The organism is Serratia sp. M24T3, assembly GCF_000257645.1.
GTDB lineage: Bacteria > Pseudomonadota > Gammaproteobacteria > Enterobacterales > Enterobacteriaceae > Rouxiella.
The window spans coordinates 85,327-108,919 of the sequence record NZ_AJHJ01000012.1 but is presented as its reverse complement, the minus strand read 5'-3'; the positions used below and the strand labels follow the sequence as shown (position 1 = coordinate 108,919).

Genomic DNA, 23,593 nt, shown 5'->3' with positions numbered 1-23,593 from the left:
CAGGCCTTTTTCGTTGACATGACACGTCATAATTAACGTTGAGACATTACAGCGAGAAACGGTCCGCTGGCCATAGCCAGGCAGCACCGCGCACGCCGCTTGAGTCACCGTGTTTTGCCTTGAGGATCGGCGTTTCACACTCACCGCCAAACACCCACTGCCGGATCATTAATGGCAGCGTATTATACAGACGATCGACGTTACTCATCCCGCCGCCAAGCACGATTGCATCAGGATCCAGCGTGTTGATCACTACCGCCAGTGCCTTCGCAAGCCTGCGTTCATAGCGACCCAGCGCCAACTCGGCGATCGGATCGTCCTGATCGACTAAATCCATGATCTCATTGCCTTTAAGCCTTTGACCTGACAGGCGGAAATAGTCTTCGGTAAAACCGGTTCCCGAAACAAAGGTCTCCACGCATCCCGATTTGCCGCAGTAACAAGGCACTTCCTGCTGAAAGCGAATTTCATCTTCGTCCTGCCACGGCAGCGGATTATGCCCCCACTCGCCGGCAATGCCGTTACCGCCAGCATGCGCTTCGCCGTGCAGCGCAATACCCGAGCCGCATCCGGTACCGATAATCACTGCAAACACGGTTTTTTTGCCTGCGCCTGCGCCATCAGTAGCTTCTGATACCGCAAGACAATTGGCGTCATTGGCGATTCGCACCTCGCGCCCCAGCAGCAGCGCCAGATCTTCGTCGAGCTTCTGGCCGTTCAACCACACCGAGTTGGCATTTTTAACTTTACCGGTGAAAGGGGAAAGCGTGCCTGGAATGCCCAGCCCCACGCTGCCGCGATGACCGGTTTCTTTTTCGGCATCGTGGATCAGTCCTTCAATCGCCTTCAATGTTTTTTGGTAATCGTTACGCGGCGTGTCAACGCGCTTGCGAAACAATTCATGGCCTTCTTCTGATAGAGCGATCACTTCAATTTTAGTGCCACCAAGATCAATTCCAATACGCACGGGTCTCTCCATTGCCGGTTATTTTTATTTCTTAAGTCTATAACAATATTCACCCGTTAGAGTGTTCACTGCTCCGAAAAGGCTCCGTATGCACAAGCGCATTTTTCTTAGGGACTGATGCCGCTCAATTGGTTATCATGCCGCCCTGCTTACCATTTATTTGCACGCCGCGAGCGTGACGAGACAGGGATAACATCATGTTATGGTTTAAAAATTTACTGGTTTACCGCTTAAGCCGTGAAATCTCACTGTCTGCTGACGAGATGGAAAAACAGCTGAGCTTGTTCACCTTTACCCCTTGCGGCAGCCAGGATATGGCAAAAACTGGCTGGGTATCGCCAATGGGTTCTCAGGGCGGCGATGCGCTGACCCACAGCAGCGGCGGCCAGATCCTGATTTGTGCGCGCACCGAAGCAAAAATCCTGCCTTCCTCAGTCGTTAAGCAAGAATTGAATGCCAAAATCGATCAGATTGAAGGCGAACAGCATCGCAAACTGAAGAAGACCGAAAAAGATTCGCTAAAAGACGAAGTGCTGCACACTCTGATGCCACGCGCCTTTAGCCGCTTTAGCCAGACATTTATGTGGATCGACACGGTTAACGGCCTGATCATGGTTGATGCCGGTAGTGCGAAAAAAGCCGAAGACATGCTGGCGCTGCTGCGTAAAAGCCTGGGTTCACTGCCGGTGGTACCACTGACTATGGAAAGCCCGATCGAACTGACGCTGACCGAATGGGTGCGCTCCGGCGAACCGCCAGCCGGTTTTGCGCTGCAGGATGAAGCAGAGCTAAAGGCGATTCTGGAAGAAGGCGGCGTGATCCGCTGCAAGAAGCAGGCACTGGTCAGCGACGAAATTGCCAATCACATCGAGAATGGCAAACTGGTTACCAAGCTGGCGGTTGACTGGCAGGAGCGTATTCAGGTGGTATTGGCCGATGATGGCAGTATCAAGCGTTTGAAATTTGCCGATACAATCCGCGAGCAGAATGAAGATATCGACCGTGAAGACTTTGCGGCGCGTTTCGATGCAGACTTTATCCTGATGACCGGCGAATTGGCAGCATTGATAAGTAACCTGATCGAAGCTTTGGGTGGCGAAGCCCAGCGTTAAGGCAAGCTTGCAGCAAGGATTGAATACAGCAAGAATCATAAACAGCGGCTGATGAGGTGATGGCAAAGGCTTTCACCTTATTGCTCTCATGCCGATAAGAAATTTAGGTGTTGCGCGAAGCTAAATCCTGCACGCAACACCTGCAACTCAACCGCAAGATTTACTTGGACAAGTACTTGCACAGATAGGAGCTGGTTTCTGGCACTTGCAGATTAAATTCGCTGTTTCCCGGCACGTAGAAAGTCTCACCCGCCGTGAAGGTTTGCCAACCGTCTGAACCTGGCAGAAGCACGGTCAATGAACCGCTTACCACAGTCATTTCTTCCGGTTTGCCGGTACCAAAGGTGTATTCACCCTTAACCATCACGCCCACGCTCAGCGCACCAAGACTGTCGCTGTCGAAACCAATCGACTTAACTTTGCCTTCGAAATACTCATTATTTTTCAACATAAAGATTGGTCCTTCGCGATAAATATTCAAAATACAGAAGCCCCATATTATGGGTACAGGCGAGCTTCTGTCACTGATTTTTATTGCGGGATGAGCGTCTGTCGATACAGCCCGCAAAGCGCGTACTGACCGATTGATTTTAGGTGGCGCAGGTGCGATTCTGGTTCATTAACTGTTAAATAATTTTGCCAGGGTTAGCCTGTAAGATTGTGGCTACTTCAATAATTCGGCTGCCAGCTTTACCACCAGCGAATTTGAGATCAACACTGGAACATCAATATGTTGCTGAATAATGTCTGCATGGCGGCGGTGATAGCCAATGCAGTCGAGCAACACCACCTGAGCGCCCTGCTCTTTCAAAGACAAAGCGGCTTCGATCAGTGTTTGTTCATTGGCCTGATACGGGCTAGCCGTGGCGTAGCACGGCTTTTTGGCCAACTTCAGCCATTTTCCCGCCTGATGCTCAATCTGCTCAGCAACAGGCACGACTATGCCAACCAGATGTGTTCCGACTATCCCATTGATTAACGGTGGGATAAGGCGATCCGGCTCCAGCAGTATCGCCTTGTCAGCCTTGAGATGATGAAATTCACCGGTGCACAGCAGCAAAATCGTCTCGCACCCTTCACTCTCCAACCAGTCGATCTTCAGCTGTAAGGCTTTCTCGACGCGAGACGATGCCAGCCGAACCTGAGTTCCATCAAGCAAGCGCGATACCAGCACGTCCTCTCCCGGCTCGGGAGCAAAACGCTGCTCGATCTGCTCGCGGGTCAAGCCATCCAGCAACCCCGTGTGCGTCACTTTGTCGCGAGGAAGATATTTATCGAGCAGCGGCATAATGTCAGTGCGCGGTGCCTGTCCGATGGTCAGCGTAGCGAAGGATTTGAGCATGGTTTTAGTCTCGACTTTGCAGGTGGCGCAAACTTCCATATAGCGACAACAGCAGTTGATATTCTTCGGCATCGTAGAAATGGCAGGTGCCGCGCCCAAACTCTTTGGCAACTTCAACGGCAAATTTAACCGTTAAAGCAATGTCCGTTTCATGACTTGCGCCGGTGCCGCAGCCTGGCACGACTGACTCGGCGGTAATTGCCACGCCAACAACTGGCACGGTGGTCGCGGTCGAAGGCTGCAAAATACTGTTGAGGTGATGAACCCCGTTGCCATAAGGCGTGATGTCCTGAGTGGTGATCGGGAAGGTCACTGCCGGACGGCCGCTGGTCATTTCCATAATGCGCAGCAAGTCTTCAGATACGCGCAGGATATAGCCCTCTTTCACCGTTGGAGAAAGCGCATAGCCTTTATGGTTGATGATGCGGTTGCCTTTGGTGGTATCGATCGACAGAATTGCATCTACACCCGCAACAACTTCATTGTCATTCATGGTCACGTCGTCAATCGGCGAGTCCATAAAGTCTACCGGATCGTGCGGACGGGTCGGGGCATTTGGGCAGATGTGCGTAGTGACTATCACATCGCCTGCCAATATGTCACCTTTACGCTGCATCTCCGCCAGCTTGAGCGCGCTACTAATCGCCGCAATTGCGCCGTCAGCATCCGACACTACGCCAATACGGGTTGGACGTGCGCCAATCCCGCCAAGACGGCCGATAATTCCCAGCGTTGGCGCATTGCCGCCCTGACTTTTACCGGCGCTGCCCGGAATGGTGATATGAACGAAATCGGTCGCGCCTTTTGTACCCGTTACACGATGAGTGCTGGCGGTGATCCCTGGGTAATCGGCAAACAGGTTCACAACGTCCTGACCAGTGACGTGGGCGTTATCGATCAATTCAAAAACCGTAAGGGTCTGGAGCAAACTCATGTCATTTTCCTCTAAATCGGCGCGGCTGACGCCCAAGGCGCAACATCGAAACAACCGCGTATTATCGACTTTCTTAGAAAGCCGTCTTATTTATGTGGCTCTGATGAGCCCTGGTGTTGACGCAATATTCTGAGTATCTATTTGGTTTTAGTGGTAAAAATCGAACTGAAGAAGCTGTACAACGCATCTCCGGCGATAAATCCGGCGGCCAGAATTTCCATTGGCGTGCGGCCCTTTTCGCCCCAGATACGTATAATCAAGATGCGTAGCACAATCCCCAGCACCACGGCATAACCCGCCATCACGCTATTGATAAGCAAGCCCGTAGCCAACAGAACGCCGAGCTGGCGTTTGGGCCCGCCAATCAGCTGGATAATGGCGCCAGGTATCGCCCAAATCAGCAGGCTGTGGGCAATGCCCGGCTGGGCTCCTGCCTGAATGGTTTTGGCGTAAACACGCGCGACCGGCGGCACTAAATCCTGAGCGAAATAACCGATGTGGGCAAACCAAACTACTGGGATGGCGATAATGAAAGCGATTAACGCGGCAAACAGCTGGATACGGCGTCCGGCCAATTCAACCTGCAAGTCTTTGCCATAGCCGCGTAGAATAAATCCGGCTTTAAGGTCAAAGCCCATATCGGCAAATGCCGGGCCGGTCGCGGCGGTAAAGCCGGTTAAAATACACAGCGCGACCGGCGGGAAGCCGATGAGGATGCCGATAATCAGGGTGATCAATGCCACGGCGAAGGCCGGGAACCAGCCTGAGTGCATTGCCGCAATGCCGACAATTAGCTCGTGGAAGAAAGCCGCAAAGGCAGCGTAGAAAATAAAGCACACCAACATTGTCACCGACATTTCGGTATAAATACCCCCCGCCAACGCCAGCAGGGCAGCAATCGCGATATAGCCAACAGCGCCAAGACCCAGAGCCTTACGCACTTCAGTTCCAGATTGGGTAAAGGTGGTTTTGGCATCGGCACGGGTGCTGCGAATGACTTGAATCACCTGGAATAACGACACCAATCCTGCACCGACCATCATGCCGTGTGGAATGTACAATGCATTGATATCAACACCAGCAATCGGTTGCGTGTAGGCTCGAATCAACAGGCCGATTCCGAACATACCCAGCGCCCAGATATTGCCGATAAACGCGGTACCAAAGGCAGCCATCGGAATTTTTAGCATCGCGCCGCCAAGGCCGATAACCACACCGACCACTAACAACCACGCCTGACGCCCGCCTTTGTCACCCGCTTTGATGGCCTCTGCCGCTGCCACGCCCGGTGGCCAGGCATTGCTCGCCGGAAACACTTTGGTATCAAACATGCGATAGAGCAGGTAGGCATCAAGCAGCATAGCGACCGAAACGCCGAAGAACATTGGCAAAATCAGCTGCGGCTGCCCCATCACGTAAGGGATAGCGATTGGCATCAGCAAACTGTTAGCCGCGCCAAAAGTGGCCGAAGAGATCACGGTTTGTGCGAGATTCTGGGTATGAATAGAGCGATAACGCTGAAAAGCTTTTAACGGGATGCGCGCCAACAGCATGGCAAACAGCGCACCAATTATGGAAGTATTGGGGGTAACGCCGAGTGTGGTAATAAGCTGGACGCCAATAATCGCGCCCAGAATAGAAAGTAGAACCATTACTGCCAGCGTGCCGATTTCTTTTAACGGATTATAACTTCCGTCTGTCACCTTATTCTCACTGCCGGTATTGCCTGTCATAAAATCCCCTGATGTTGGCGAAAAATGCAATGATTCCCTAGTGTTGGCGCGAAGATTACTTTAAGTATCTGCGCTTTTTTATGAACTATTATTATTGTTTTAATCGGTCCGTTATTGGTCTATTGCCAATATTCATCACCGAGTTTTTCTGCAATCTGTCGGGTGACAGTCATTATTCCTTCGCGTATTCCAGCAGGCACAGCATCGCCCTCGTAAGGTGATGGGAAGGACAAACACAGCCCTACCGTTTCACTGCGATGCTTGTTGGCAATACTGGTGGCCAGCGTACTGATCCCCTGCAAAGTTTCATTATTAGCCGATGACCAGCCGGTTTCGCGAACTTCGGCCAACCAGGTCAGTAACTCATCCAGCGTTTGCGGCGAATTTGGGGAATTAACCCGGTAGCCAGCCTGATAGCGCCCGATAATCTGCTGATCAGTCTCTCGCGCTAATATTGCACGACCAATTGCCGTTTCAGCTGCTGGTAACAGGCTTCCGGCTGGCGTCACTACTTGTAAATAAGTGCGCCCCGGGAACATACGCATGACCATAATGTCTTGGCCTTCCAGCAACGAAATATAGCCGGTGCACTGGGTCTGTTTGCTTAACTGCACCATATAAGGCGAGCAGGCATCGACCAGCGGCGTTGAAAGATAATGGCTGCTTACCGCAAGCAATAATCGCCCAATCTTGTAAAGTCGCGTTTCCGGATCTCTTTCCAGCAGCCCCTGAGTCTCCATAGTCATCAACAGCCGTGACACGGTACTTTTCGGCAGGCCCAACTGCTCGACAACATCGCTGAAGGAAAGACCGGGATGACCCTGTCTGATCCCCTTTTGCGCAAAAAGCTTAAGCACTGCGGAAGCATTTTCTAATGTTGTCACAGACTAGTTCCATTATTAGGAACTCAGTTCCTGATTAAGATAACTTAAAAACTAATGCTGATACGATTTATCGTCAAGTTGTTTATTTTTTAACAGGTCAATGAAACCAGTGGATGATATTTAACACCACGGCTTTGGAGGAAATTTTGCTTAAGGAATCACCTAAAATTAGTGGAAAATGTCTTCAAGCCAAGTCTGTGCAGACGGTTACTCTGTATTTCAGAGAAACGTTTCGCTGGTTAATGGCTTTCATTCAGAAAGCAAAAAGTTAGCAATGAGAGATTTATTGAGAGGAAAGAGAGAGCACTGCCGGGGAAAGGCTCGGCAGTGCTGTAAACCTAACTGATACTGTCGTCTTCATAACGGCGTTTTGAATCCTCGGCCTCTTGTTTGGTTTTATGCTCGCTAATTAGCGTATCGGGCTTTGGATGGTCGGCGCGAAGCTCATACCAGGTTTCGGTCTGACCTGGCAGACCTTTCTCGACTGCGATGATTTCAGCAGTGCGTGGATACGGTGGTTTTGACGGCATAGGGAACTCCTGTAATGAATCACGTGTATTTAAGTATAGACAACAGGGGATTATTACGGGAGCAGGAGGCTAGGAAGCCTCCTAAAAGGCGGGATAAAGCGAAACTTAACGAGCGATTTGCAGCGCCAGCGCATCCAGAATGTCATCAACAACCACTGAAGGTTGATGCGTACCGTCAAGAACAAAGTGCGCAGCAGACTGATAAAATGCTTCGCGCTCATGCAAAACCTGAGAAATTTCTTCGTTAATTGGCTTGCCGGTCAATGTTGGTCGCTGATCTTCCTGAGGAGAGTCTTCAAGGCGATGCGCCAGAGTGCTGGCCGGCGAACGCAGGTAAATAACCTGGCCTTTTTCGCGCATAAACAGACGATTTTCCTCGGCGAGGATCACACCGCCGCCAGTGGCCACCACGGTATGCGGCGCGCTGATATTTTGCAGCGCCTGCGTTTCACGACGACGAAAACCTGACCAACCTTCACGAGCAACGATCTCCGCAACGCTCAGTTGCGAAGTTTGCAGCAAATAAATATCCGTATCGACAAAATCATAGCCCAACGCCTGAGCGAGAGCCCTGCCGACGGTGGTTTTACCTGCGCCGCGTGCGCCGATCATGAAAATGGGTTGCGTCATCACCGCTATCCTTATGTGCCTGGGACATCTTTTAACCTGCTGGGCATCATACCGATAAAAAATAAATTGGCAATCCCTGTAAACATGGTGTAAAGAAAAAATTACACCACTTACTCCTTTAATTATAAAGGCTTACATACATAGACCAAGGCAGGTGGAAAGTTTTTAACTACACGAATTTTTTTCCAGGTAAAATAACGGGACAGCATCTTTTCAGAAAGGCGGCTGTACTGGAAAAGGATCAGCGTACCGTCTTTCTCTTTAAGCCGCTGTTGCGCACGCTGCAAAATTTTCATGCTAATTCGCGTTGGAATAGACAGTAAAGGCAGGCAGCAGAAGATCGCGTCAAACTCCCCCTCAAGATGCTCGGCGGAATAACCCAACACCTGCAAACGGCGATCGTCGATTCTATTCAGCTGATGAATGAAACTCGGTTGTATTTCAAAAGCCTGCAACTGCGCATCTGCGCGCATTTTATCGAGAATACGTTTGGTCAGCACGCCATCTGCCGCACCGAATTCTGCAATCTTTAGGGTCTTGCTCCAGTCGAGCTGATTTACCATAGCCTGACACAACCAAGGCGATGATGGCGCGAGCGTCCCGAATGTGCGGGGTGAAGAGATAAATTTCTGCAAGTAGGAAAATTGATTTTTGATAGTTAATCTCGTTGCATTGATAGTTAGTCTTGTAGCATTCAGCATGTTTATAACCCCCTGGAGAAGTAGACCACTATCACACCGAAAAATTCTTAAGGAATAATTATTTGTACTGTTTATTTTAAAAAAACTTTAATTATTTTATTCAAATAAGAAACGTCTTAATTCCTGTATTACAAGAAAATTCCGGAATAATGTAGAAGTGAGAAGCCAATCTTATATAATTGTTATCGCCAATTCAGGCTGGAAGTTTCCACAAAATGGGCAATACAGAATATCAATCTTGGAATATTGGCAAGATGAAGGAAATATAGCGGAGTTTTGATTAATAATCTGGAAAATTTTCAGAACGTTTAGGCGGTAGGGAACCGTCGAGTGAGACACAGGGGACAGAAGCCGCTGGCGCAACTTCTATTTGAGGGTATCCCCACACTCGACGGTGTATTTTTAAAAGCCTTGATTAACGGTAAAGCTCAACGCTGGCACGCGCCAGGCTTGAGTCACCCGGAGTACTCACACCGATTACACGATAGTGTGTGGCCCCTTCCTGATTGGCTTTTTCGTTCACTGCGGCTTTAAGATTGAAGTCAGAAGTATTGTCCTGACGAACATCTACCACGCCCAATGATTGATAATTATGAGTTTGTACCTGAGCTGCGCTAATTTCACTGGCGGCTAATGCCGAAAAAGAAGCGGTACTAATCAATGCTGCTGCAAACAGAGGTAATAGTTTCATGATATGCGCCTTATTTTTTGAATTTATTCTGTAGATAAAATTTTCGATGATGCTTAATTTTCAGAACGTGCATTCACGTTCACATGTATTAATTATCGATCATTAATCGAAAGCCGGCGTAATTGAGAGTAAAGATAATTAAGATTTATGATGAAAATGAGGAGAAAAAATTAACAAACATTACATAAATTGAAACAGCTGGCTAGAATGTAATAAAAAGGCGCTTTAATGGTGCAGAATGAGAAAATGAAGAAACTATACAGTTGGCTTGCGCGTTCAGATTCGTACAAATCGACTCCCTATAGCAAACGCTGTTATGATTCTTTTACAACAATAAACAGATAACCAAATTCTTAAACCAAAGGGAACTTTATGGCCGGAACCAGCCTGTTAGCACTTATCGATGACATTGCCTCTATTCTCGACGACGTCGCGGCAATGAGTAAGGTAGCAGCCAAAAAAACGGCCAGCGTGCTGGGAGACGACCTGGCACTTAACGCCCAGCAGGTATCGGGGGTTAAGGCCGACCGCGAGTTACCCATCGTCTGGGCCGTTGCGAAAGGCTCATTACTCAACAAAGCTATCCTGGTACCTTTAGCTCTTTTAATCAGCGCCTTTGCGCCATGGGCCATCACTCCCCTGTTGATGGTCGGCGGTGCCTATCTTTGTTATGAAGGTTTTGAAAAAGTGGCGCATAAATTAATGCCTCACGACAAGGCTGCGGAACAACAAGAGAAAGCTAAAAAAAATGCCGCCACCAAATCACCGGAAGACGTTGCCAAACTTGAAAAGGAAAAGGTTAAAGGCGCCGTGCGCACCGACTTTATCCTCTCGGCCGAAATTATCGTAATTTCGCTGGGCACAGTTTCATCCGCGCCGTTTATTGATCAGGTCATGGTGATGGTCGCCATTGCCGTCGTCATGACGCTAGGGGTTTATGGGCTGGTTGCTGGTATTGTAAAAATCGACGATGCCGGGCTTTATCTGAGCAAACTCAATGGTGAAAGCGGATTTATGCGTGCGGTACGCGCATTCGGCGGCGGGATTGTCAACGCCGCGCCACTGCTGATGAAAACACTCTCTGTCGTCGGGACTTTCGCCATGTTCCTGGTCGGCGGCAGCATTATCAGTCACGGGCTGCCATTCATGCATAGCTTGCTTGAAAGCCTGACAACAGGACATGAGGGCTGGGTTAATTCGCTGATAACCGGTGCAACCGATTTAGTGGTCGGTATGCTGGTTGGCGCGATTGTGTTGGCAGTCGTTGCACTGGGCAGCAAACTTTTCAAGAAATAACCATCAGTTAAATAATTAAAACGGGTCTAAGTACGACCCGTTTTTCATTTATCTTCATCGGTCTGAGAACCCGCTAATAGCAGAATCTTCCACTATCAGATTTTCTTTGCCTCTATAAAGACTGTATCGGCCTGGAAAGTCCCATCGGCGAGAATGGAAAAATATTCTATGACCTCTTCGGAAGACACTTTTTGCAGTTCACGAATGGCTATCACAAAATGCTCAGGCGTTTTCAGCCTGGCAACCCAGCTACTAAACTCCAGCTGTAATTTGCCGCTGTTCAGGGCTTCAATTCGTAATCCTGCGTCATTAAATTTTTGCAGCCATTCACCGGTAGAATAATTTCTGACGTGAGAGGTATCACGCAATTTCTCGATGGTCTGTAAATGGACATCCAGAATCGGATGACCCGGCGAGGCGATGTCCATCATTATTACCTTACCGCCCGGCTTTAAAATGCGGCGAACTTCACGCAACGCCTGGCCGACATCGTGCCAATGGTGAGCGGAATAGCGACTAATCACGATATCAGCACTTTCATCTTCAAATGGCAACGATTCGGCATAGCCTTGCTTTACTTCGATATTATTTAATTGCTTATCGACAGCGGCCTGCTTAACGACTGCCAGCATCTCGGCGGATAAATCATACGCCACGACTTTCTTCACCGCTTTCGCCGCGCTAAAACTGGCATGCCCTGCACCACATCCCAAATCAACCACCACTGCCTGCGGATAAGATGCCAGTATCGCCTCCAGCTTAATCAGGTCTGGCCCCTGCGCATGTACCGCGCTGGTTAAATAGTTACTGGCATTCGGGCTAAATTGCTGGCTGACACTTTCTGCATGGCTGTTTTTGTTTTCCATTTCAAATTTCCTTTCTCTACGTGTGGGCAACAGAATTTAACTTTATACCGAGTTATATACGGGTACAATATGACCATTTATACTGGTATGAGTTACCCCCCTGATAAATTAGCGAGTGTAATGATGTCAACGATTGACCCGTTAACTGGCCCCAAGGCGTTGGGCGCATTTTTACGCGCGCATCGCGAAAGAACCACTCCGGAGATGGTGGGGCTGCCAAAGTCACCGCGCCGACGCACCAGCGGGTTACGCCGCGAGGAGCTGGCGCAGATTAGTGGTATCAGCACCACTTGGTATACCTGGATCGAGCAAGGACGCGAAGTGTCTATCTCTGCCGCCACTCTGGGCCGTCTGGCACAAGCGCTGCGTTTGCAGCCGGCAGAACAGGAGTATTTGTTTAGTCTGGCGGGGATTAAAGATCCTCAGGCCCGAGCGACAGGCGTGAACCCCGACGAATATCTGGCGCAGTGTGTTCACCAGCTTGGCTGCCCGGGCTACCTGCTGGATAGCTGCTGGAATATGCTGGCGTGGAATGTCCAGACCGAGCAACTGTTCCACGGCTGGCTGGAACAGGATCCGCAGCCTAACTTGCTACGTTTTATGTTTTTGCATCCACTTGCCCGCACGCTGCTGGTTAACTGGGATGCGCGAGCCAAGCGCATTGTCGCTGAGTTCCGCGCCGAAACCAGCCATTTTGCCCATTCAGAGGACATCCGCCAGCTGGTATTAAGTTTGCGAGATGAAAGCAGCGTATTTAATCAATGGTGGGCGCAGCAGGAAGTGCTGTCGCGTGAAGGCGGCGAACGGCGTTTTATGCATCCGATAAAAGGCGCGGTACGCTATCGCCAGCAAACGTTTTTCCCAGCCGGAAATAATGAATTAAAATTGGTAATATTGGTGGAACAACCGTTTGATTTAGAAAAGAGTATTGGCTTACCGGTGCCCGATTGACTTTATCTGCTTGAATATGTGAGTCTAATTCTTACCCTGCGGGAATCGATCATCAGGAGATAATAATATGACAAGCCGTCTGATCTTTCGGGATGAGCATATTGAAATTCGCGTTCCTACCGAGCTTGAAGCGCCTCTGCATTTCGAGGCGATTCAGGCGTCAGTCAAGGAAATCTCCGCTTGGGAGAGTTGGTGCGATGCGGGCTATAGTCTTGAGGACAGCCGCACCTATCTGATTGAATCTTATGTTAAACGTCAGCGTGGACTGGAATACCGCTTCTGTCTGTTTGACGTTGCCAGCGGCAAAATAATTGGCTCTATCGCGCTAAACCGTATTGTTCAAGAGTATAAAACTGCCAATATAGGCTACTGGATACGCAGCGATTTTACCGGCCGTTCGTTGGCGGTGACCGCCGTGCAGGCTATTTCTCGCTTTGCTTTTCAAGAGCTGGGCCTGACGCGATTGGAAATCGTGGCGTTGGCCAAAAATCAGCGCAGCCGTCGAGTTGCTGAAAAATCCGGTGCCTTTGACGAGGGCTGTCACCGCAATCGCCTTTACTATCAGGGAACGCCCGAGGATGCCTGGGTTTACTCGCTGATACCCGGCGATTTGCCGCAAAAGTTGGTCTAACCCTAAACCCTTTTATCACAGGATCAGGAACTAATGAGTTCATCTATCGTTTCAACCGACTGGCTGGCTTCTCATCTCGACGAGCCTGGTCTTATCGTTATCGACTGCCGTAAATCAAAACCTGGCATCACACCACCCATTGATTTTTGTGGTAAATATCAGGAAGCACACATTCCTGGAGCAATTTACGTCGAGGTCGATGATATTTCGGATTGCAGCACCGGCTTGCCGCATATGATGCCAAGCGCCGAAGCATTCACCCTATCAATGAGTGAGCGCGGTATCAGCAATGACAGCACGATTATTTTGTATGACGAAGGTGACTTGTTCAGCGCACCACGTGTCTGGTGGATGCTGACCCGCTTTGGCGCAACTAACGTGCGAGTTCTCGACGGCGGCCTAAACGCCTGGGTAAAAGAGCAGAAAATCACTGAAAGTGGCATAAACACCCTCGAACCAGCCTCTTTCCACGCGAAACTTGAGCGTGAAGTTGTCGTCACTGCGGCGCAGGTTAAACAGTCGTTGGGCGAAACGCAGATTATCGATGCGCGTTCGCTGGGCCGATTTAAAGGCGAGCAGCCTGAACCGCGTCCGGGCCTGCACGGCGGCCATATTCCTGGCAGCCTATCGGTGCCGTTTACCGAACTGACGCAGGATGGCCAAATTAAATCTCCTCAGGCGCTAAAAGAAACTTTCGATCGTCTGGGTGTGAATATCGCCGAGCCGACCATTGCCAGCTGTGGTTCTGGCGTTACCGCCGCCGCACTGCTGTTCGGCCTGCATCTTATTGGGTTCGAAGATGTGCTGATTTATGACGGTTCCTGGGCTGAATGGGGTGATATTAACGAAGATTACCCGATCGAAACTCAGTAATCGGTCTGCCTTTCCGCAACGGCTGTGATGACTTTCGCCCTTGCAGCCCACCGTGATGAAACTGCTGCAGTTTCAGATGAAGATTTAAGCGGTAAAGGCGCGCAGGATATTGTTATCTGGGGTAATAAAGGCGCAGAGCATGGCCTGATCGACAGGCAAAAAAAAGCCCGCACAGAGGTACGGGCAGAACAAACTGGTCTATCAGAGAGAGTCTTTCTTTATTTCTTCTGGGGTATCACTGAAACCAGTGTAGATCTAATTGCCCACAAGATTGTTATTAAAATGTAATAAAATAAGACCTGTTATGATTTATTAGTTAACAACTTGGTTTTTCAAAGTTTCCTGCAGCAATTGATTAAAGGTGTCAGATGAACAAAAACCTTTATTATCAATAGGACAGCCTGCAGATTGTAAAACAGTTCTGTGCAGCGGCTGCTTTAAGCTATACGTGCTGTTGTTGCGAATTTGTTTCGCCGTTGGATAAACATACTCGATCTTAATCAGATCTTTATCCGTTTTCTTGTCATGCCAACGCTGGAAAACCACTGCTCCGGCGATTGGCGTGCGCTCATACTGGCCCGGCAGAGTGAAATCCTTAATCTTCAGCGCCGAGACAAAGGCTGCAATATTTGAATCGTGTCCAACCATCAGAGTCACACGAGCTTTCTGCCCAGCCTGCTGATCGGCAGTTTTCGCCTGCGACTTATCCAGCACGCCAGAGATAAATTGCAGCGTGGTGGCAGAAGTGTTTCTTCCCACTTGCGGCGAGCTAAACAGGGCTTTCTGCGCGGCATTCTTGAATTCTTCTACCTGACGCCATTGCTCTGGCGTTTTAACCTGCCCCCAGGCAACGTCCTTCTCTGGCAAGCCTTCATAGTATTGCAGCATGAAGGCATCACTGACGCCGGTACCTAAACCTAGCGGACCAGAAATACCTGGCTCTTTACCCTGACTGAGCACCAGTTTTGAAGGCTGAGAGGCCAAATCGCAGACTTTATCCTGCTGGCAGGTTTTCCCGTTTTTATAATCGAGGATCTTTTCAATCAGCGCGTAATTGGCTTTCAGGCGCTTATTCATCCCATCTAGCCCACCTTCACCGGCAGACTTATTGGTTGCATCGATCGCTGCCTGGTTAAATTGATCAGTAACTTCAGCGGTAACAATCGGGTTAAACACGGGGTCCATCTTGCCGACCTCGACGCGATTAACCACCGGAAGTTCACAGCCGGGAAACGCCCCGACCAGAAAATGCTTCGCGGTATCGATGGTCCGCGGCAGGCTGTTGGCATAGGTAAACACTTCCCCCGCCTGTGGACATCCTTTGGCTGGCAACAGTTTGTTCTGCGCAAGCCACAGACGGTAATACTGACCCACGTGCTCTTCGACCTTACCGCCCTTCGGCGTTAGCAGGCCACCTTCAGTGCTCCACACCGGCCAAGTGTGCGTGGTCGCGTTACCCAGCGCATTATTATAATTGGCCAAAGGAGCACGAATACTATGACGGCTGAAGATAAGTACCTGTTCCAGCTCGAGATTATTCTCTGCCGCCATCACAGGCAGAGTGGATGAGATTACGCATGCCAGGGTAGTTAAAAGTGCAAGACGGGTCGATCTTTTCACATGATTCTCCTGATGTTATAAATGACTTCTCATGTTTATAACGGGTTAAAGCTAAGTAAAACAAGGAAAATCAAGCATAAGGGATCAGGCTGTGGCAGAGAGGGATCTAGCTCACAGCGCTGTATTAACAAAAGACATGATCAAAAATCGAATCGTAGCCACGCAAAGAACACGTTGCCGTTATTATAGGTTCCCGGAATATAGGTCGCCTGTAAGGTCAAACGCTCATAGCCGATTGAGGCAAGCGGCAGCACCAGCGGGATCGGAATATAATTATAATTATTCCTCGCGGTAACCGCAGCTGTATATCCCAGACCTAATTTAAATCCCTGATCCTGTAACGGTCGCCAGATTTTCTCATAACCGTAACCGCCAATCGGCTCCCATTTATTGAAAGAGTCTTTAAAAGCCATAATATAAAGGCCATGCCAGTCGCCTTTTTCGTCGTAGCGAGAAATACCGTAGCCTGCGCCCCAAGGCCGCTCATTATAGTTGTCTGTATGAGCACGATCGTAGGTCAATCGGTTATGCCAGGTAATGACTGGCAAATACAGGTCGTGCCGTTGCGGCGCACTCCAGGTAGTGGAGACATCATTTTTCCACGATGACCACCAGCCGCTGAATCCGGAGGGTTGTTCGGTAGAGCTCTCGGATGTGACACCGGGTATGGAATTTTCTGCCAATACCGGAGATGCGAGCAGGCAAAGCCCAAGAATCAGAGCCAGAGGTGTTTTTTTAAAGTTACGCATAAAACAGTCTTCTTTATATTTAGTAAAATAATTTCGATGAGCAATAATAACGCAACTTTCGTTATGAAATATTAAACGTCGCCTTAATAAAGAAAACCTTTTAAATAACTAATTGATATGGAAGACTTTAATGGGAAGGTAATTAAGGAAATTAATAATAAATTAAGGTGAAATGCCTTAAAAATACAGGTTGCTTAACATTTAAAAAAAGCAACCCTAATGAAGCCGAGAATAGGAATCTTATTAATTAATATTATTTCACATTAATTTATTCGGCCAGAGTCATATTCCCCTTACGGCGATTACCCATGCGAGAAAAACACCACAGCGGGAAAGGCAAGGTAGTGATCAGTAATATCCACATGAGTGTGTATACAGAGTTAACGCCGTCATTCTGTAGGTTGATAAACAGTTTTACCGGAATGCCCTGTGGGAAATAGCAGAACACCATCACAATACCAAATTCGCCGATCACTCTGACCCAGGCGATCGCCAATCCGGTGGCTAACCCTCTGCCAGCAATAGGCAATGTGAGTTTAGTCAGAATATTCCAGCGCGAGGCACCCAGCGTTTTGCCGGCTTCTTCAACATCTGCCGGGACGCCTTCAAACGCAGCGCGGGCCGACATCACAAAATACGGCAATGCCCCATAGACCTGCGCCAACACAAAAGCGCCCGCGTTATTGGTCAGCGACACACCAATACGGGAAAGCCCCTCGCCAACACTGCCATAAGGGCCATAAACTGAGACCAGCAAGATGCCCATCGCCAGTGGCGGAGTGAGCAGAGGCACCATGACGGCAACCTCAACCCACGAACGCCAGCGGCTCTGGCTACGCGCCATCCACAAGGCCAGCGGAATGCCCAAAATGATGATAATCGGGATGGAAACCGCACTCAGCCCCAATGAAATGCTGACCGAATGCCAGTCACCATAGGCGAGATGGAAACCTCGCCATGGTGTAATGGAAATAAGCGTGATAAATGGAATAGCTAATAGGGCAAGGGCCGGAATGGCCAGCCACAGACTGATCATCCGGCGTTACCTTATGTTTAGGCTGTTTTGCTTAGTAATCATGGCCCTTGGGTTTGTCGTAGCCATTTTCCCGGAATATTTTCTGCCCTTCGGCGCTCTTCATAAACGAGATAAACTCTTTCGCGGCCGCAGGGTTAGGGGCATTTTTCAACACCGCAGCATAGAACACCAGCGGTTGAGTATGCAGTGTTTTATCTTTGCCCGCGCTGTCTTTGATGGTGAAGCTTACCGTATCGTACCACTGCGCCGACATGTCCGGGTTACTGAGGTTAATTTCATCCGGCAACACGATGTAAGGCAGTTTAGCGGAACGGGTGGCACTTTCGTAGCCCGAAGCAGCATCGACCTGCCCTGCCTCAAGACGCGTCAGCAAGCCCCCTTCAGCCAGAACCTGCTGAGGATTGGTCGTCTCGCCCAGCACTTTTTTGGTCAAGCCCGGCTGATGATAGTACTTTTCGGCCAGCATCATGGTGAAAATAATATTTTGACCCTGCGGATCGGTCGCCGGGTCGGTGCGACCAAAATGCAGGCCCGGCGTTTGCAGCACTTTCCACCAAGGTGCAGCCCCGGCTTTGTTATCTTTAATAGCCTCGAACTGCTGCGCAAATTTCCCTTTTGGGTTATAGGCGATCACCATGCGCGTGCTGGCAACCGGCATCGAAGTATCGACCAAACCAGCCTTCTTCAAGACCTCAATCGGGCCGGGTGTAATAGAAACAAATACGTCAGCGACCACTTTTTTTGAAGCCAGCAGATTCGCCATTCCGTAAGCCCCTTGACCTTGGCCCTGGTAATTAAGGTTATGCTGTTTGGCAAAGGTGGGGCCAAGATATTTGTCCATTACCACGCCCATCGAACCGGCATAGGTGACATTAATATTATCCGCTGCAAACGCCGACGCACTGCCCAGAGTCATTGAAGCCAGTAACAGCCCGGAACCAAGATTCTTAAATTTTTTATTAAGCTTTTTATTCGAGAATTCACGCACGATTAGCCACCGTTATGTAGTTTGATGCACAACGATAGGGTTTGATCTGAAAGAAATCAAGCAACATTTTTGAGCGAAAATTAATATTAAATTTTTACCAAGGGGAATATTTTACTCGCTCTAAATTTTAATAGCCGAATCAATTAAAGCGAGGATTATCATGCAAATATCTGTTGAAAACGTTATAAAATGCATCTTCGCATTGCCTGCAATTTCATCTGTATTAACCGCACCCGATTTTTCTGCGACCAAACATCTCAGTGCAATCAAGAATAATACGCTTGTTCCATCTTCGATGGATAATGTCATTCATCTGGAGAACAAAATCAGCGAGCTGCTCGAGTTCCATGATTTTTCATTTTTAGATCATCAAGAATATGACGGGAATAAATCCAGACGAGGCATTTCGCCAAGTAAAATAAAATATCAGGGTCAGCGCGAATGCCTAAAAAAGGTCATTAACGACCTGTATTCACTGGACGAAATTATTAAACCTCAAATATTTGAGAGCGAAACCTGCAGCCATATGGCCGAGATAAATAGCGCCGCCGAGAATAAACTGTCAATCAAACTCGCCGAGATTTCTCCCACCAGCTGCCTGAAGTTCTGTGAAGAAACAAACAGGCAACTTAATGAGAATTTGGACAATCTGGGCTTTCGCGAGGGTCATCTAAATTTCGAACTTCGGACGCTGGAAAATAATCTGCCTATTGCTGACGACGCCGAGCAGGTTCGCAACATTATTGACGGCAAACTGGCGGTAGTGCAAAAAACGCGTGACGAGATTTATCAACTTCAGGATGAGTGTGATTCAGTGCTGGATAAAGAAGCGAAAAATATTGCCAGTTCAAATCTTAAAAAAAATCGCTTCAATAACGATTGCCGACCTCTGTTTAATAGCGATATTAAATATCCGACCTTTCCTGCGTTGGCAGATACTGCCTATGACGGAGTAAGTGTGCATCGCGGCAACCTGATCGGCACCTGCCGCGAAATGCTCATCGAGCATATCGAGTTGGCCAATACGGAAATTTGGCAAAAAAAATCCACAGACCGAAGTACTGTGGATTTTTAGAGTCAGCCTGAGGGCATTAATTAGCCAAGCTGCTTACGGGCGTTGCGGAATATGCGCATCCAAGGGCTGTCTTCGCCCCAGTTTTCCGGGTGCCAGGAGTTGCTCACGCTACGGAATACGCGCTCAGGATGCGGCATCATCACGGTGACGCGGCCTGAGAGGTTGGTTACCGCCGTGATACCGTTCGGTGAACCGTTAGGGTTCGCCGGATAATTCTCGGTCACGCGTCCGTTGTTATCCACAAAGCGCAGTGCGACCAGATTCGCGTGCTCCAGCTGAGACAAATGCACTGCATCACGCACTTCTACAAAACCTTCACCGTGCGATACGGCGATTGGCATACGTGAACCGGCCATCCCCTGCAACAGCAGCGACGGGCTTGCAGTAACTTCAACCAGGCTGAAACGCGCTTCAAAGCGGTCGGACAGGTTGCGCACGAAGCGCGGCCAATGCTCGGTGCCTGGAATAATGTCTTTCAGGTTAGACATCATCTGGCAGCCGTTACACACGCCCAGCGCCAAGGTCTGTGGACGATGGAAGAAGTCTTCGAACTCGTCACGAACGCGATCGTTAAACAGCACTGACTTCGCCCAGCCTTCGCCGGCACCCAGCACGTCGCCGTAGGAGAAGCCGCCACAGGCTACCAGAGTGTGGAAGTCTTGCAGGTCACGACGGCCTGCAATCAGGTCGCTCATGTGAACGTCTACCGCATCGAAACCGGCGCGGTGGAACGCAGCGGCCATTTCAACGTGAGAGTTAACGCCCTGCTCACGCAGAACGGCAACTTTTGGACGCGCACCTGTCGCGATGTATGGCGCGGCAATGTCTTCATCCGGTGCAAAAGTCAGTTTGACGTTCAGTCCCGGATCGCTGTTGTCTTTCTTGGCTTCATGTTCCTGATCGGCACACTCAGGGTTGTCGCGCAGGCGCTGCATCTGCCAGGTTGTTTCCGCCCACCAGGTACGCAGCGTGCTGCGGCTTTCACTGTAAACCGGCTTGTCGCCAGAGGTTATCACGAAGCGATCGCCCTGATTTACGCTGCCCAGGAAGTGTGTACAGTCGCCCAGACCGTGCTGCGCCAGAATCTGCTCAACCTCGGCGCGCTGTTCGTCACGAACCTGAATCACCGCACCCAGCTCTTCGTTAAACAGAGCTGCCAACGCGGAATCACCCAGAGAGGCAATATCAGCAGTCAGGCCGCAGTGACCAGCAAAGGCCATTTCCGCCAGCGTAACCAGCAGGCCGCCGTCTGAACGGTCGTGGTAAGCCAGTAATTTCTGTTCGGAAACCAGTTTCTGCATTGCGTTGAAGAAACCTGCCAGTTGATCGGCGCTGCGCACGTCAGCCGGAGTATTGCCCAACTGGCGATAAACCTGTGCCAACGCCGTTGCACCGAGTGCGTTGTGGCCAACACCAAGGTCAATCAGCAACAAGGAGCTGTCGCCCTTGTCGGTACGCAGCTCAGGCGTCACAGTGTGGCGAACATCTTCGACACGGGCAAAGGCGGTAATCACCAGTGACAATGGCGAGGTCATTTCGCGCTGCTCAGTGCCTTCCTGCCAGCGAGTTTTCATCGACATTGAGTCTTTGCCCACTGGAATAGTAATGCCCAGTGCCGGACACAGCTCTTCGCCAACCGCTTTAACCGCGGCATACAAACCTGCGTCTTCGCCCGGGTGGCCCGCTGCAGACATCCAGTTTGCAGAAAGTTTCACGCGCTTGAGGCTGCCAATTTCGGTGGCCGCAATGTTGGTCAGCGCTTCGCCCACGGCCAAACGGCCAGACGCAGCGAAGTCCAGCAAGGCTACCGGCGCACGTTCGCCCAGTGACATTGCTTCGCCGTGATAGCTATCGAGGCTGGCAGTGGTGACTGCACAGTCGGCAACAGGGATCTGCCATGGACCCACCATTTGATCTCGAGCTACCATGCCGGTCACGGTGCGGTCACCAATGGTGATCAGGAAGGTTTTCTCGGCAACCGCCGGCAGATGCAGAATGCGATTTACCGCTTCGGCAATCTGAATATTTTCACCGTTAAGCTCGTCACCCACCGCTTTCAAGGTTTCCACGTCGCGGGTCATTTTTGGTGTTTTGCCGAGCAGCACGTCAAGCGGCATGTCAATCGGCTGGTTGCCAAAGTGACTATCTTCCAGCGAAAGGTGCATTTCTTCCGTGGCTTCACCGATCACCGCATAAGGTGCGCGCTCACGTTTACAGATAGCATCGAACTGCTCCAGCTGAGCCGGAGCAACTGCCATCACGTAGCGTTCCTGAGATTCGTTACACCAGACTTCCAGCGGGCTCATGCCCGGCTCGTCGTTAAGGATATCGCGCAGCTGGAAGCGGCCACCGCGTTCGCCATCGCTGACCAGCTCTGGCATAGCGTTGGACAAACCGCCCGCGCCCACGTCGTGGATAAACAGAATCGGGTTGGCTTCGCCCAATTGCCAGCAGCGGTCAATAACTTCCTGACAGCGACGTTCCATTTCCGGGTTGTCACGCTGCACGGAGGCGAAGTCCAGGTCGGCATCAGACTGGCCAGAAGCCATGGAAGAAGCTGCGCCGCCGCCTAAGCCAATGTTCATTGCCGGTCCGCCAAGCACGATCAGTTTGGCGCCAACGGTGATTTCACCCTTCTGCACGTGGTCGGCACGAATATTCCCAATTCCGCCCGCCAGCATTATTGGCTTATGGTATCCGCGCAGTTCTGGTCCATTATGACTGTTGACCTGCTCTTCATAGGTACGGAAGTAACCCAGAAGCGCCGGGCGACCAAATTCGTTGTTAAAGGCTGCACCCCCCAGAGGACCGTCGGTCATTATTTCCAGCGCGGTCACGATACGATCCGGTTTGCCGAAGTTCTCTTCCCAAGGCTGTTCAAACCCAGGTATACGCAGGTTGGAAACCGAGAAACCGACCAGGCCAGCTTTTGGCTTGGCTCCGCGACCGGTTGCGCCTTCATCACGGATTTCACCGCCTGAACCTGTCGCGGCGCCCGGCCATGGGGAGATTGCGGTCGGGTGATTGTGGGTTTCTACCTTCATCAGGATATGTGCATCTTCCTGATGGAAATTGTACAGCCCGGACTCGGCATTGGCGTAGAAACGGCCAACCTTCGAACCTTCCATTACCGCGGCGTTGTCTTTATAAGCAGACAATACGTGGTCAGGAGTGTGCTCAAAGGTGTTCTTGATCATTTTGAACAGCGATTTTGGCTGTACTTCGCCATCGATAACCCAGTCGGCGTTAAAGATTTTATGGCGGCAGTGTTCGGAGTTGGCCTGCGCGAACATGTACAGCTCGATGTCTGTCGGGTTACGGCCCAAATTGGTGAAGGCGTTGACCAGATAGTCAATTTCATCTTCTGCCAGTGCCAGACCTAATTTGATATTTGCCTGCTCCAGCGCCACGCGGCCTTCACCGAGCAGGTCTACGTGCTGAACCGGTGCTGGCTGATGCTGGGCAAACAGTTTTTCCGCATCAGAAAGGTCGGTAAAGACAGTTTCCATCATGCGGTCATGCAATAGCGCGCCAAGAGTTTGCCACTGGGCTTCGGTCAGTTGTGGAGCCTGAACGTAAAACGCCAGGCCGCGCTCGAGACGAATAACCTGTGACAGGCCGCAGTTATGGGCAATGTCGGTGGCTTTTGAAGACCACGGGGATATTGTACCCGGACGCGGAGTAACCAGAATCAGTCGACCAACGGGAGCATGTTCGGCGAGAGAAGGACCATATTTGAGCAGGCGCTGCAACTTGGTTTGTTCATCCGTTGTCAGAGGAGCGCTGACATCGGCGAAATGTACGAATTCGGCGTAGACGTCGTTAACTGGAAGCTGTGCTTCCTGAAAACGGGAAAGCAGTTTGTTAATGCGAAAAGCCGACAAAGCGGGCGAACCACGCAGTATTTCCATAATCAAATATCTCTCGTCTTCGAAGCAACTGACCGTAGGTGCTTCATTGGGCGCAACAGGGGGGAAAACGCGG

23 protein-coding genes are annotated in these 23,593 nt (G+C 50.2%); 7 read left to right on the top strand and 16 right to left on the bottom strand.

What is annotated here, in order from left to right; genetic code table 11:
• Positions 1 to 46: 46 nt before the first annotated feature.
• Positions 47 to 967, bottom strand: a complete 921-nt coding sequence (gene mak, locus SPM24T3_RS12100) for a fructokinase (protein WP_009637041.1) — start codon at positions 965 to 967, stop codon at positions 47 to 49.
• A 197-nt stretch (positions 968 to 1,164) separates the two neighbouring features.
• Between mak and rdgC the strand changes: the two genes are divergently transcribed.
• Complete coding sequence (rdgC, locus tag SPM24T3_RS12095) at positions 1,165 to 2,079, top strand: recombination-associated protein RdgC (RefSeq protein ID WP_009637040.1); 915 nt, start codon at positions 1,165 to 1,167, stop codon at positions 2,077 to 2,079.
• Positions 2,080 to 2,239: 160 nt separating this feature from the next.
• Here the strand turns inward: rdgC and ppnP are convergent, their stop codons facing one another.
• The 9 genes from ppnP to SPM24T3_RS12050 form a co-directional block, all read right to left on the bottom strand.
• Positions 2,240 to 2,530 (bottom strand): pyrimidine/purine nucleoside phosphorylase, encoded by a 291-nt coding sequence (ppnP, locus tag SPM24T3_RS12090; protein ID WP_009637039.1) that lies wholly within the window; start codon positions 2,528 to 2,530, stop codon positions 2,240 to 2,242.
• Positions 2,531 to 2,743: 213 nt separating this feature from the next.
• The gene (locus SPM24T3_RS12085; protein ID WP_037378336.1) at positions 2,744 to 3,421 is read right to left on the bottom strand and encodes an AroM family protein; all 678 of its coding nucleotides are present in this window, start codon (positions 3,419 to 3,421) and stop codon (positions 2,744 to 2,746) included.
• 4 nt (positions 3,422 to 3,425) lie between these two features.
• On the bottom strand, positions 3,426 to 4,355 hold the full coding sequence (locus SPM24T3_RS12080) for a DUF1177 domain-containing protein (protein ID WP_009637037.1): 930 nt from the start codon (positions 4,353 to 4,355) through the stop codon (positions 3,426 to 3,428).
• Between the two features lie 137 nt (positions 4,356 to 4,492).
• On the bottom strand, positions 4,493 to 6,088 hold the full coding sequence (locus SPM24T3_RS12075; RefSeq protein WP_009637036.1) for an OPT/YSL family transporter: 1,596 nt from the start codon (positions 6,086 to 6,088) through the stop codon (positions 4,493 to 4,495).
• 119 nt (positions 6,089 to 6,207) lie between these two features.
• Positions 6,208 to 6,972, bottom strand: a complete 765-nt coding sequence (locus tag SPM24T3_RS12070) for an IclR family transcriptional regulator (protein WP_009637035.1) — start codon at positions 6,970 to 6,972, stop codon at positions 6,208 to 6,210.
• A 338-nt stretch (positions 6,973 to 7,310) separates the two neighbouring features.
• A complete protein-coding gene (locus SPM24T3_RS12065; RefSeq protein ID WP_009637034.1) occupies positions 7,311 to 7,502 on the bottom strand; it encodes a YaiA family protein in 192 nt (63 codons plus the stop codon).
• Between the two features lie 105 nt (positions 7,503 to 7,607).
• Positions 7,608 to 8,132, bottom strand: coding sequence for a shikimate kinase AroL (gene aroL, locus SPM24T3_RS12060; RefSeq protein WP_009637033.1), 525 nt, complete (start codon positions 8,130 to 8,132; stop codon positions 7,608 to 7,610).
• A gap of 122 nt (positions 8,133 to 8,254) precedes the next feature.
• Positions 8,255 to 8,833 carry a class I SAM-dependent methyltransferase gene (locus SPM24T3_RS12055; protein WP_037378332.1) on the bottom strand — a complete coding sequence of 193 codons (579 nt, stop codon included), beginning with the start codon at positions 8,831 to 8,833 and terminating at the stop codon, positions 8,255 to 8,257.
• A 415-nt stretch (positions 8,834 to 9,248) separates the two neighbouring features.
• A complete protein-coding gene (locus SPM24T3_RS12050; protein WP_009637031.1) occupies positions 9,249 to 9,524 on the bottom strand; it encodes a DUF1471 domain-containing protein in 276 nt (91 codons plus the stop codon).
• A gap of 372 nt (positions 9,525 to 9,896) precedes the next feature.
• On the opposite strand from SPM24T3_RS12050, the gene SPM24T3_RS12045 reads away from it, so the two are divergent.
• Positions 9,897 to 10,820: a DUF808 domain-containing protein gene (locus tag SPM24T3_RS12045; RefSeq protein ID WP_009637030.1), complete on the top strand. Its 924-nt coding sequence runs from the start codon at positions 9,897 to 9,899 to the stop codon at positions 10,818 to 10,820.
• Between the two features lie 95 nt (positions 10,821 to 10,915).
• Here SPM24T3_RS12045 and SPM24T3_RS12040 read toward each other — a convergent pair whose 3' ends face one another.
• On the bottom strand, positions 10,916 to 11,686 hold the full coding sequence (locus SPM24T3_RS12040; protein WP_009637029.1) for a class I SAM-dependent methyltransferase: 771 nt from the start codon (positions 11,684 to 11,686) through the stop codon (positions 10,916 to 10,918).
• A 123-nt stretch (positions 11,687 to 11,809) separates the two neighbouring features.
• On the opposite strand from SPM24T3_RS12040, the gene SPM24T3_RS12035 reads away from it, so the two are divergent.
• The 4 genes from SPM24T3_RS12035 to SPM24T3_RS12020 all read left to right on the top strand — a co-directional run bounded on the left by SPM24T3_RS12035 (position 11,810) and on the right by SPM24T3_RS12020 (position 14,429).
• Positions 11,810 to 12,637, top strand: coding sequence for a helix-turn-helix transcriptional regulator (locus SPM24T3_RS12035; protein ID WP_009637028.1), 828 nt, complete (start codon positions 11,810 to 11,812; stop codon positions 12,635 to 12,637).
• 67 nt (positions 12,638 to 12,704) lie between these two features.
• Positions 12,705 to 13,268 (top strand): GNAT family N-acetyltransferase, encoded by a 564-nt coding sequence (locus SPM24T3_RS12030; protein ID WP_009637027.1) that lies wholly within the window; start codon positions 12,705 to 12,707, stop codon positions 13,266 to 13,268.
• Positions 13,269 to 13,301: 33 nt separating this feature from the next.
• Positions 13,302 to 14,141, top strand: coding sequence for a 3-mercaptopyruvate sulfurtransferase (sseA, locus tag SPM24T3_RS12025; protein ID WP_009637026.1), 840 nt, complete (start codon positions 13,302 to 13,304; stop codon positions 14,139 to 14,141).
• 27 nt (positions 14,142 to 14,168) lie between these two features.
• Positions 14,169 to 14,429 carry a hypothetical protein gene (locus SPM24T3_RS12020; protein WP_009637025.1) on the top strand — a complete coding sequence of 87 codons (261 nt, stop codon included), beginning with the start codon at positions 14,169 to 14,171 and terminating at the stop codon, positions 14,427 to 14,429.
• Between the two features lie 24 nt (positions 14,430 to 14,453).
• Here the strand turns inward: SPM24T3_RS12020 and agp are convergent, their stop codons facing one another.
• The 4 genes from agp to SPM24T3_RS12000 form a co-directional block, all read right to left on the bottom strand.
• Complete coding sequence (gene agp, locus SPM24T3_RS12015) at positions 14,454 to 15,761, bottom strand: bifunctional glucose-1-phosphatase/inositol phosphatase (protein ID WP_009637024.1); 1,308 nt, start codon at positions 15,759 to 15,761, stop codon at positions 14,454 to 14,456.
• 140 nt (positions 15,762 to 15,901) lie between these two features.
• Positions 15,902 to 16,510, bottom strand: a complete 609-nt coding sequence (gene pagP / locus SPM24T3_RS12010; protein WP_009637023.1) for a lipid IV(A) palmitoyltransferase PagP — start codon at positions 16,508 to 16,510, stop codon at positions 15,902 to 15,904.
• A 268-nt stretch (positions 16,511 to 16,778) separates the two neighbouring features.
• Positions 16,779 to 17,546 (bottom strand): molybdenum ABC transporter permease, encoded by a 768-nt coding sequence (locus SPM24T3_RS12005; protein ID WP_009637022.1) that lies wholly within the window; start codon positions 17,544 to 17,546, stop codon positions 16,779 to 16,781.
• Between the two features lie 31 nt (positions 17,547 to 17,577).
• Positions 17,578 to 18,534: an extracellular solute-binding protein gene (locus tag SPM24T3_RS12000; RefSeq protein WP_009637021.1), complete on the bottom strand. Its 957-nt coding sequence runs from the start codon at positions 18,532 to 18,534 to the stop codon at positions 17,578 to 17,580.
• Positions 18,535 to 18,694: 160 nt separating this feature from the next.
• Here SPM24T3_RS12000 and SPM24T3_RS11995 point away from each other — a divergent pair, with 160 nt between their 5' ends.
• Entirely contained in the window at positions 18,695 to 19,609 is a 915-nt protein-coding gene (locus SPM24T3_RS11995; protein ID WP_009637020.1) for a hypothetical protein, read from the top strand.
• Between the two features lie 20 nt (positions 19,610 to 19,629).
• On the opposite strand, the gene purL is transcribed toward SPM24T3_RS11995, so the two are convergent.
• A complete protein-coding gene (gene purL / locus SPM24T3_RS11990) occupies positions 19,630 to 23,520 on the bottom strand; it encodes a phosphoribosylformylglycinamidine synthase (protein ID WP_009637019.1) in 3,891 nt (1,296 codons plus the stop codon).
• Between the last annotated feature and the right edge of the window lie 73 nt (positions 23,521 to 23,593).

What these genes read in the sequence shown, in the direction of transcription:
- SPM24T3_RS12080 (WP_009637037.1), bottom strand. Translation starts at nt 4,355, where the DNA reads ATGAGTTTGCTCCAGACCCTTACGGTTTTTGAATTGATCGATAACGCC.
- SPM24T3_RS12085 (WP_037378336.1), bottom strand. Translation starts at nt 3,421, where the DNA reads ATGCTCAAATCCTTCGCTACGCTGACCATCGGACAGGCACCGCGCACT.
- SPM24T3_RS12065 (WP_009637034.1), bottom strand. Translation starts at nt 7,502, where the DNA reads ATGCCGTCAAAACCACCGTATCCACGCACTGCTGAAATCATCGCAGTC.
- rdgC (WP_009637040.1), top strand. Translation starts at nt 1,165, where the DNA reads ATGTTATGGTTTAAAAATTTACTGGTTTACCGCTTAAGCCGTGAAATC.
- SPM24T3_RS12030 (WP_009637027.1), top strand. Translation starts at nt 12,705, where the DNA reads ATGACAAGCCGTCTGATCTTTCGGGATGAGCATATTGAAATTCGCGTT.
- SPM24T3_RS12005 (WP_009637022.1), bottom strand. Translation starts at nt 17,546, where the DNA reads ATGATCAGTCTGTGGCTGGCCATTCCGGCCCTTGCCCTATTAGCTATT.
- purL (WP_009637019.1), bottom strand. Translation starts at nt 23,520, where the DNA reads ATGGAAATACTGCGTGGTTCGCCCGCTTTGTCGGCTTTTCGCATTAAC.
- SPM24T3_RS12035 (WP_009637028.1), top strand. Translation starts at nt 11,810, where the DNA reads ATGTCAACGATTGACCCGTTAACTGGCCCCAAGGCGTTGGGCGCATTT.
- aroL (WP_009637033.1), bottom strand. Translation starts at nt 8,132, where the DNA reads ATGACGCAACCCATTTTCATGATCGGCGCACGCGGCGCAGGTAAAACC.
- ppnP (WP_009637039.1), bottom strand. Translation starts at nt 2,530, where the DNA reads ATGTTGAAAAATAATGAGTATTTCGAAGGCAAAGTTAAGTCGATTGGT.
- SPM24T3_RS12020 (WP_009637025.1), top strand. Translation starts at nt 14,169, where the DNA reads ATGACTTTCGCCCTTGCAGCCCACCGTGATGAAACTGCTGCAGTTTCA.
- SPM24T3_RS11995 (WP_009637020.1), top strand. Translation starts at nt 18,695, where the DNA reads ATGCAAATATCTGTTGAAAACGTTATAAAATGCATCTTCGCATTGCCT.
- sseA (WP_009637026.1), top strand. Translation starts at nt 13,302, where the DNA reads ATGAGTTCATCTATCGTTTCAACCGACTGGCTGGCTTCTCATCTCGAC.
- SPM24T3_RS12075 (WP_009637036.1), bottom strand. Translation starts at nt 6,088, where the DNA reads ATGACAGGCAATACCGGCAGTGAGAATAAGGTGACAGACGGAAGTTAT.
- SPM24T3_RS12045 (WP_009637030.1), top strand. Translation starts at nt 9,897, where the DNA reads ATGGCCGGAACCAGCCTGTTAGCACTTATCGATGACATTGCCTCTATT.
- SPM24T3_RS12050 (WP_009637031.1), bottom strand. Translation starts at nt 9,524, where the DNA reads ATGAAACTATTACCTCTGTTTGCAGCAGCATTGATTAGTACCGCTTCT.
- SPM24T3_RS12055 (WP_037378332.1), bottom strand. Translation starts at nt 8,833, where the DNA reads ATGCTGAATGCTACAAGACTAACTATCAATGCAACGAGATTAACTATC.
- pagP (WP_009637023.1), bottom strand. Translation starts at nt 16,510, where the DNA reads ATGCGTAACTTTAAAAAAACACCTCTGGCTCTGATTCTTGGGCTTTGC.
- SPM24T3_RS12040 (WP_009637029.1), bottom strand. Translation starts at nt 11,686, where the DNA reads ATGGAAAACAAAAACAGCCATGCAGAAAGTGTCAGCCAGCAATTTAGC.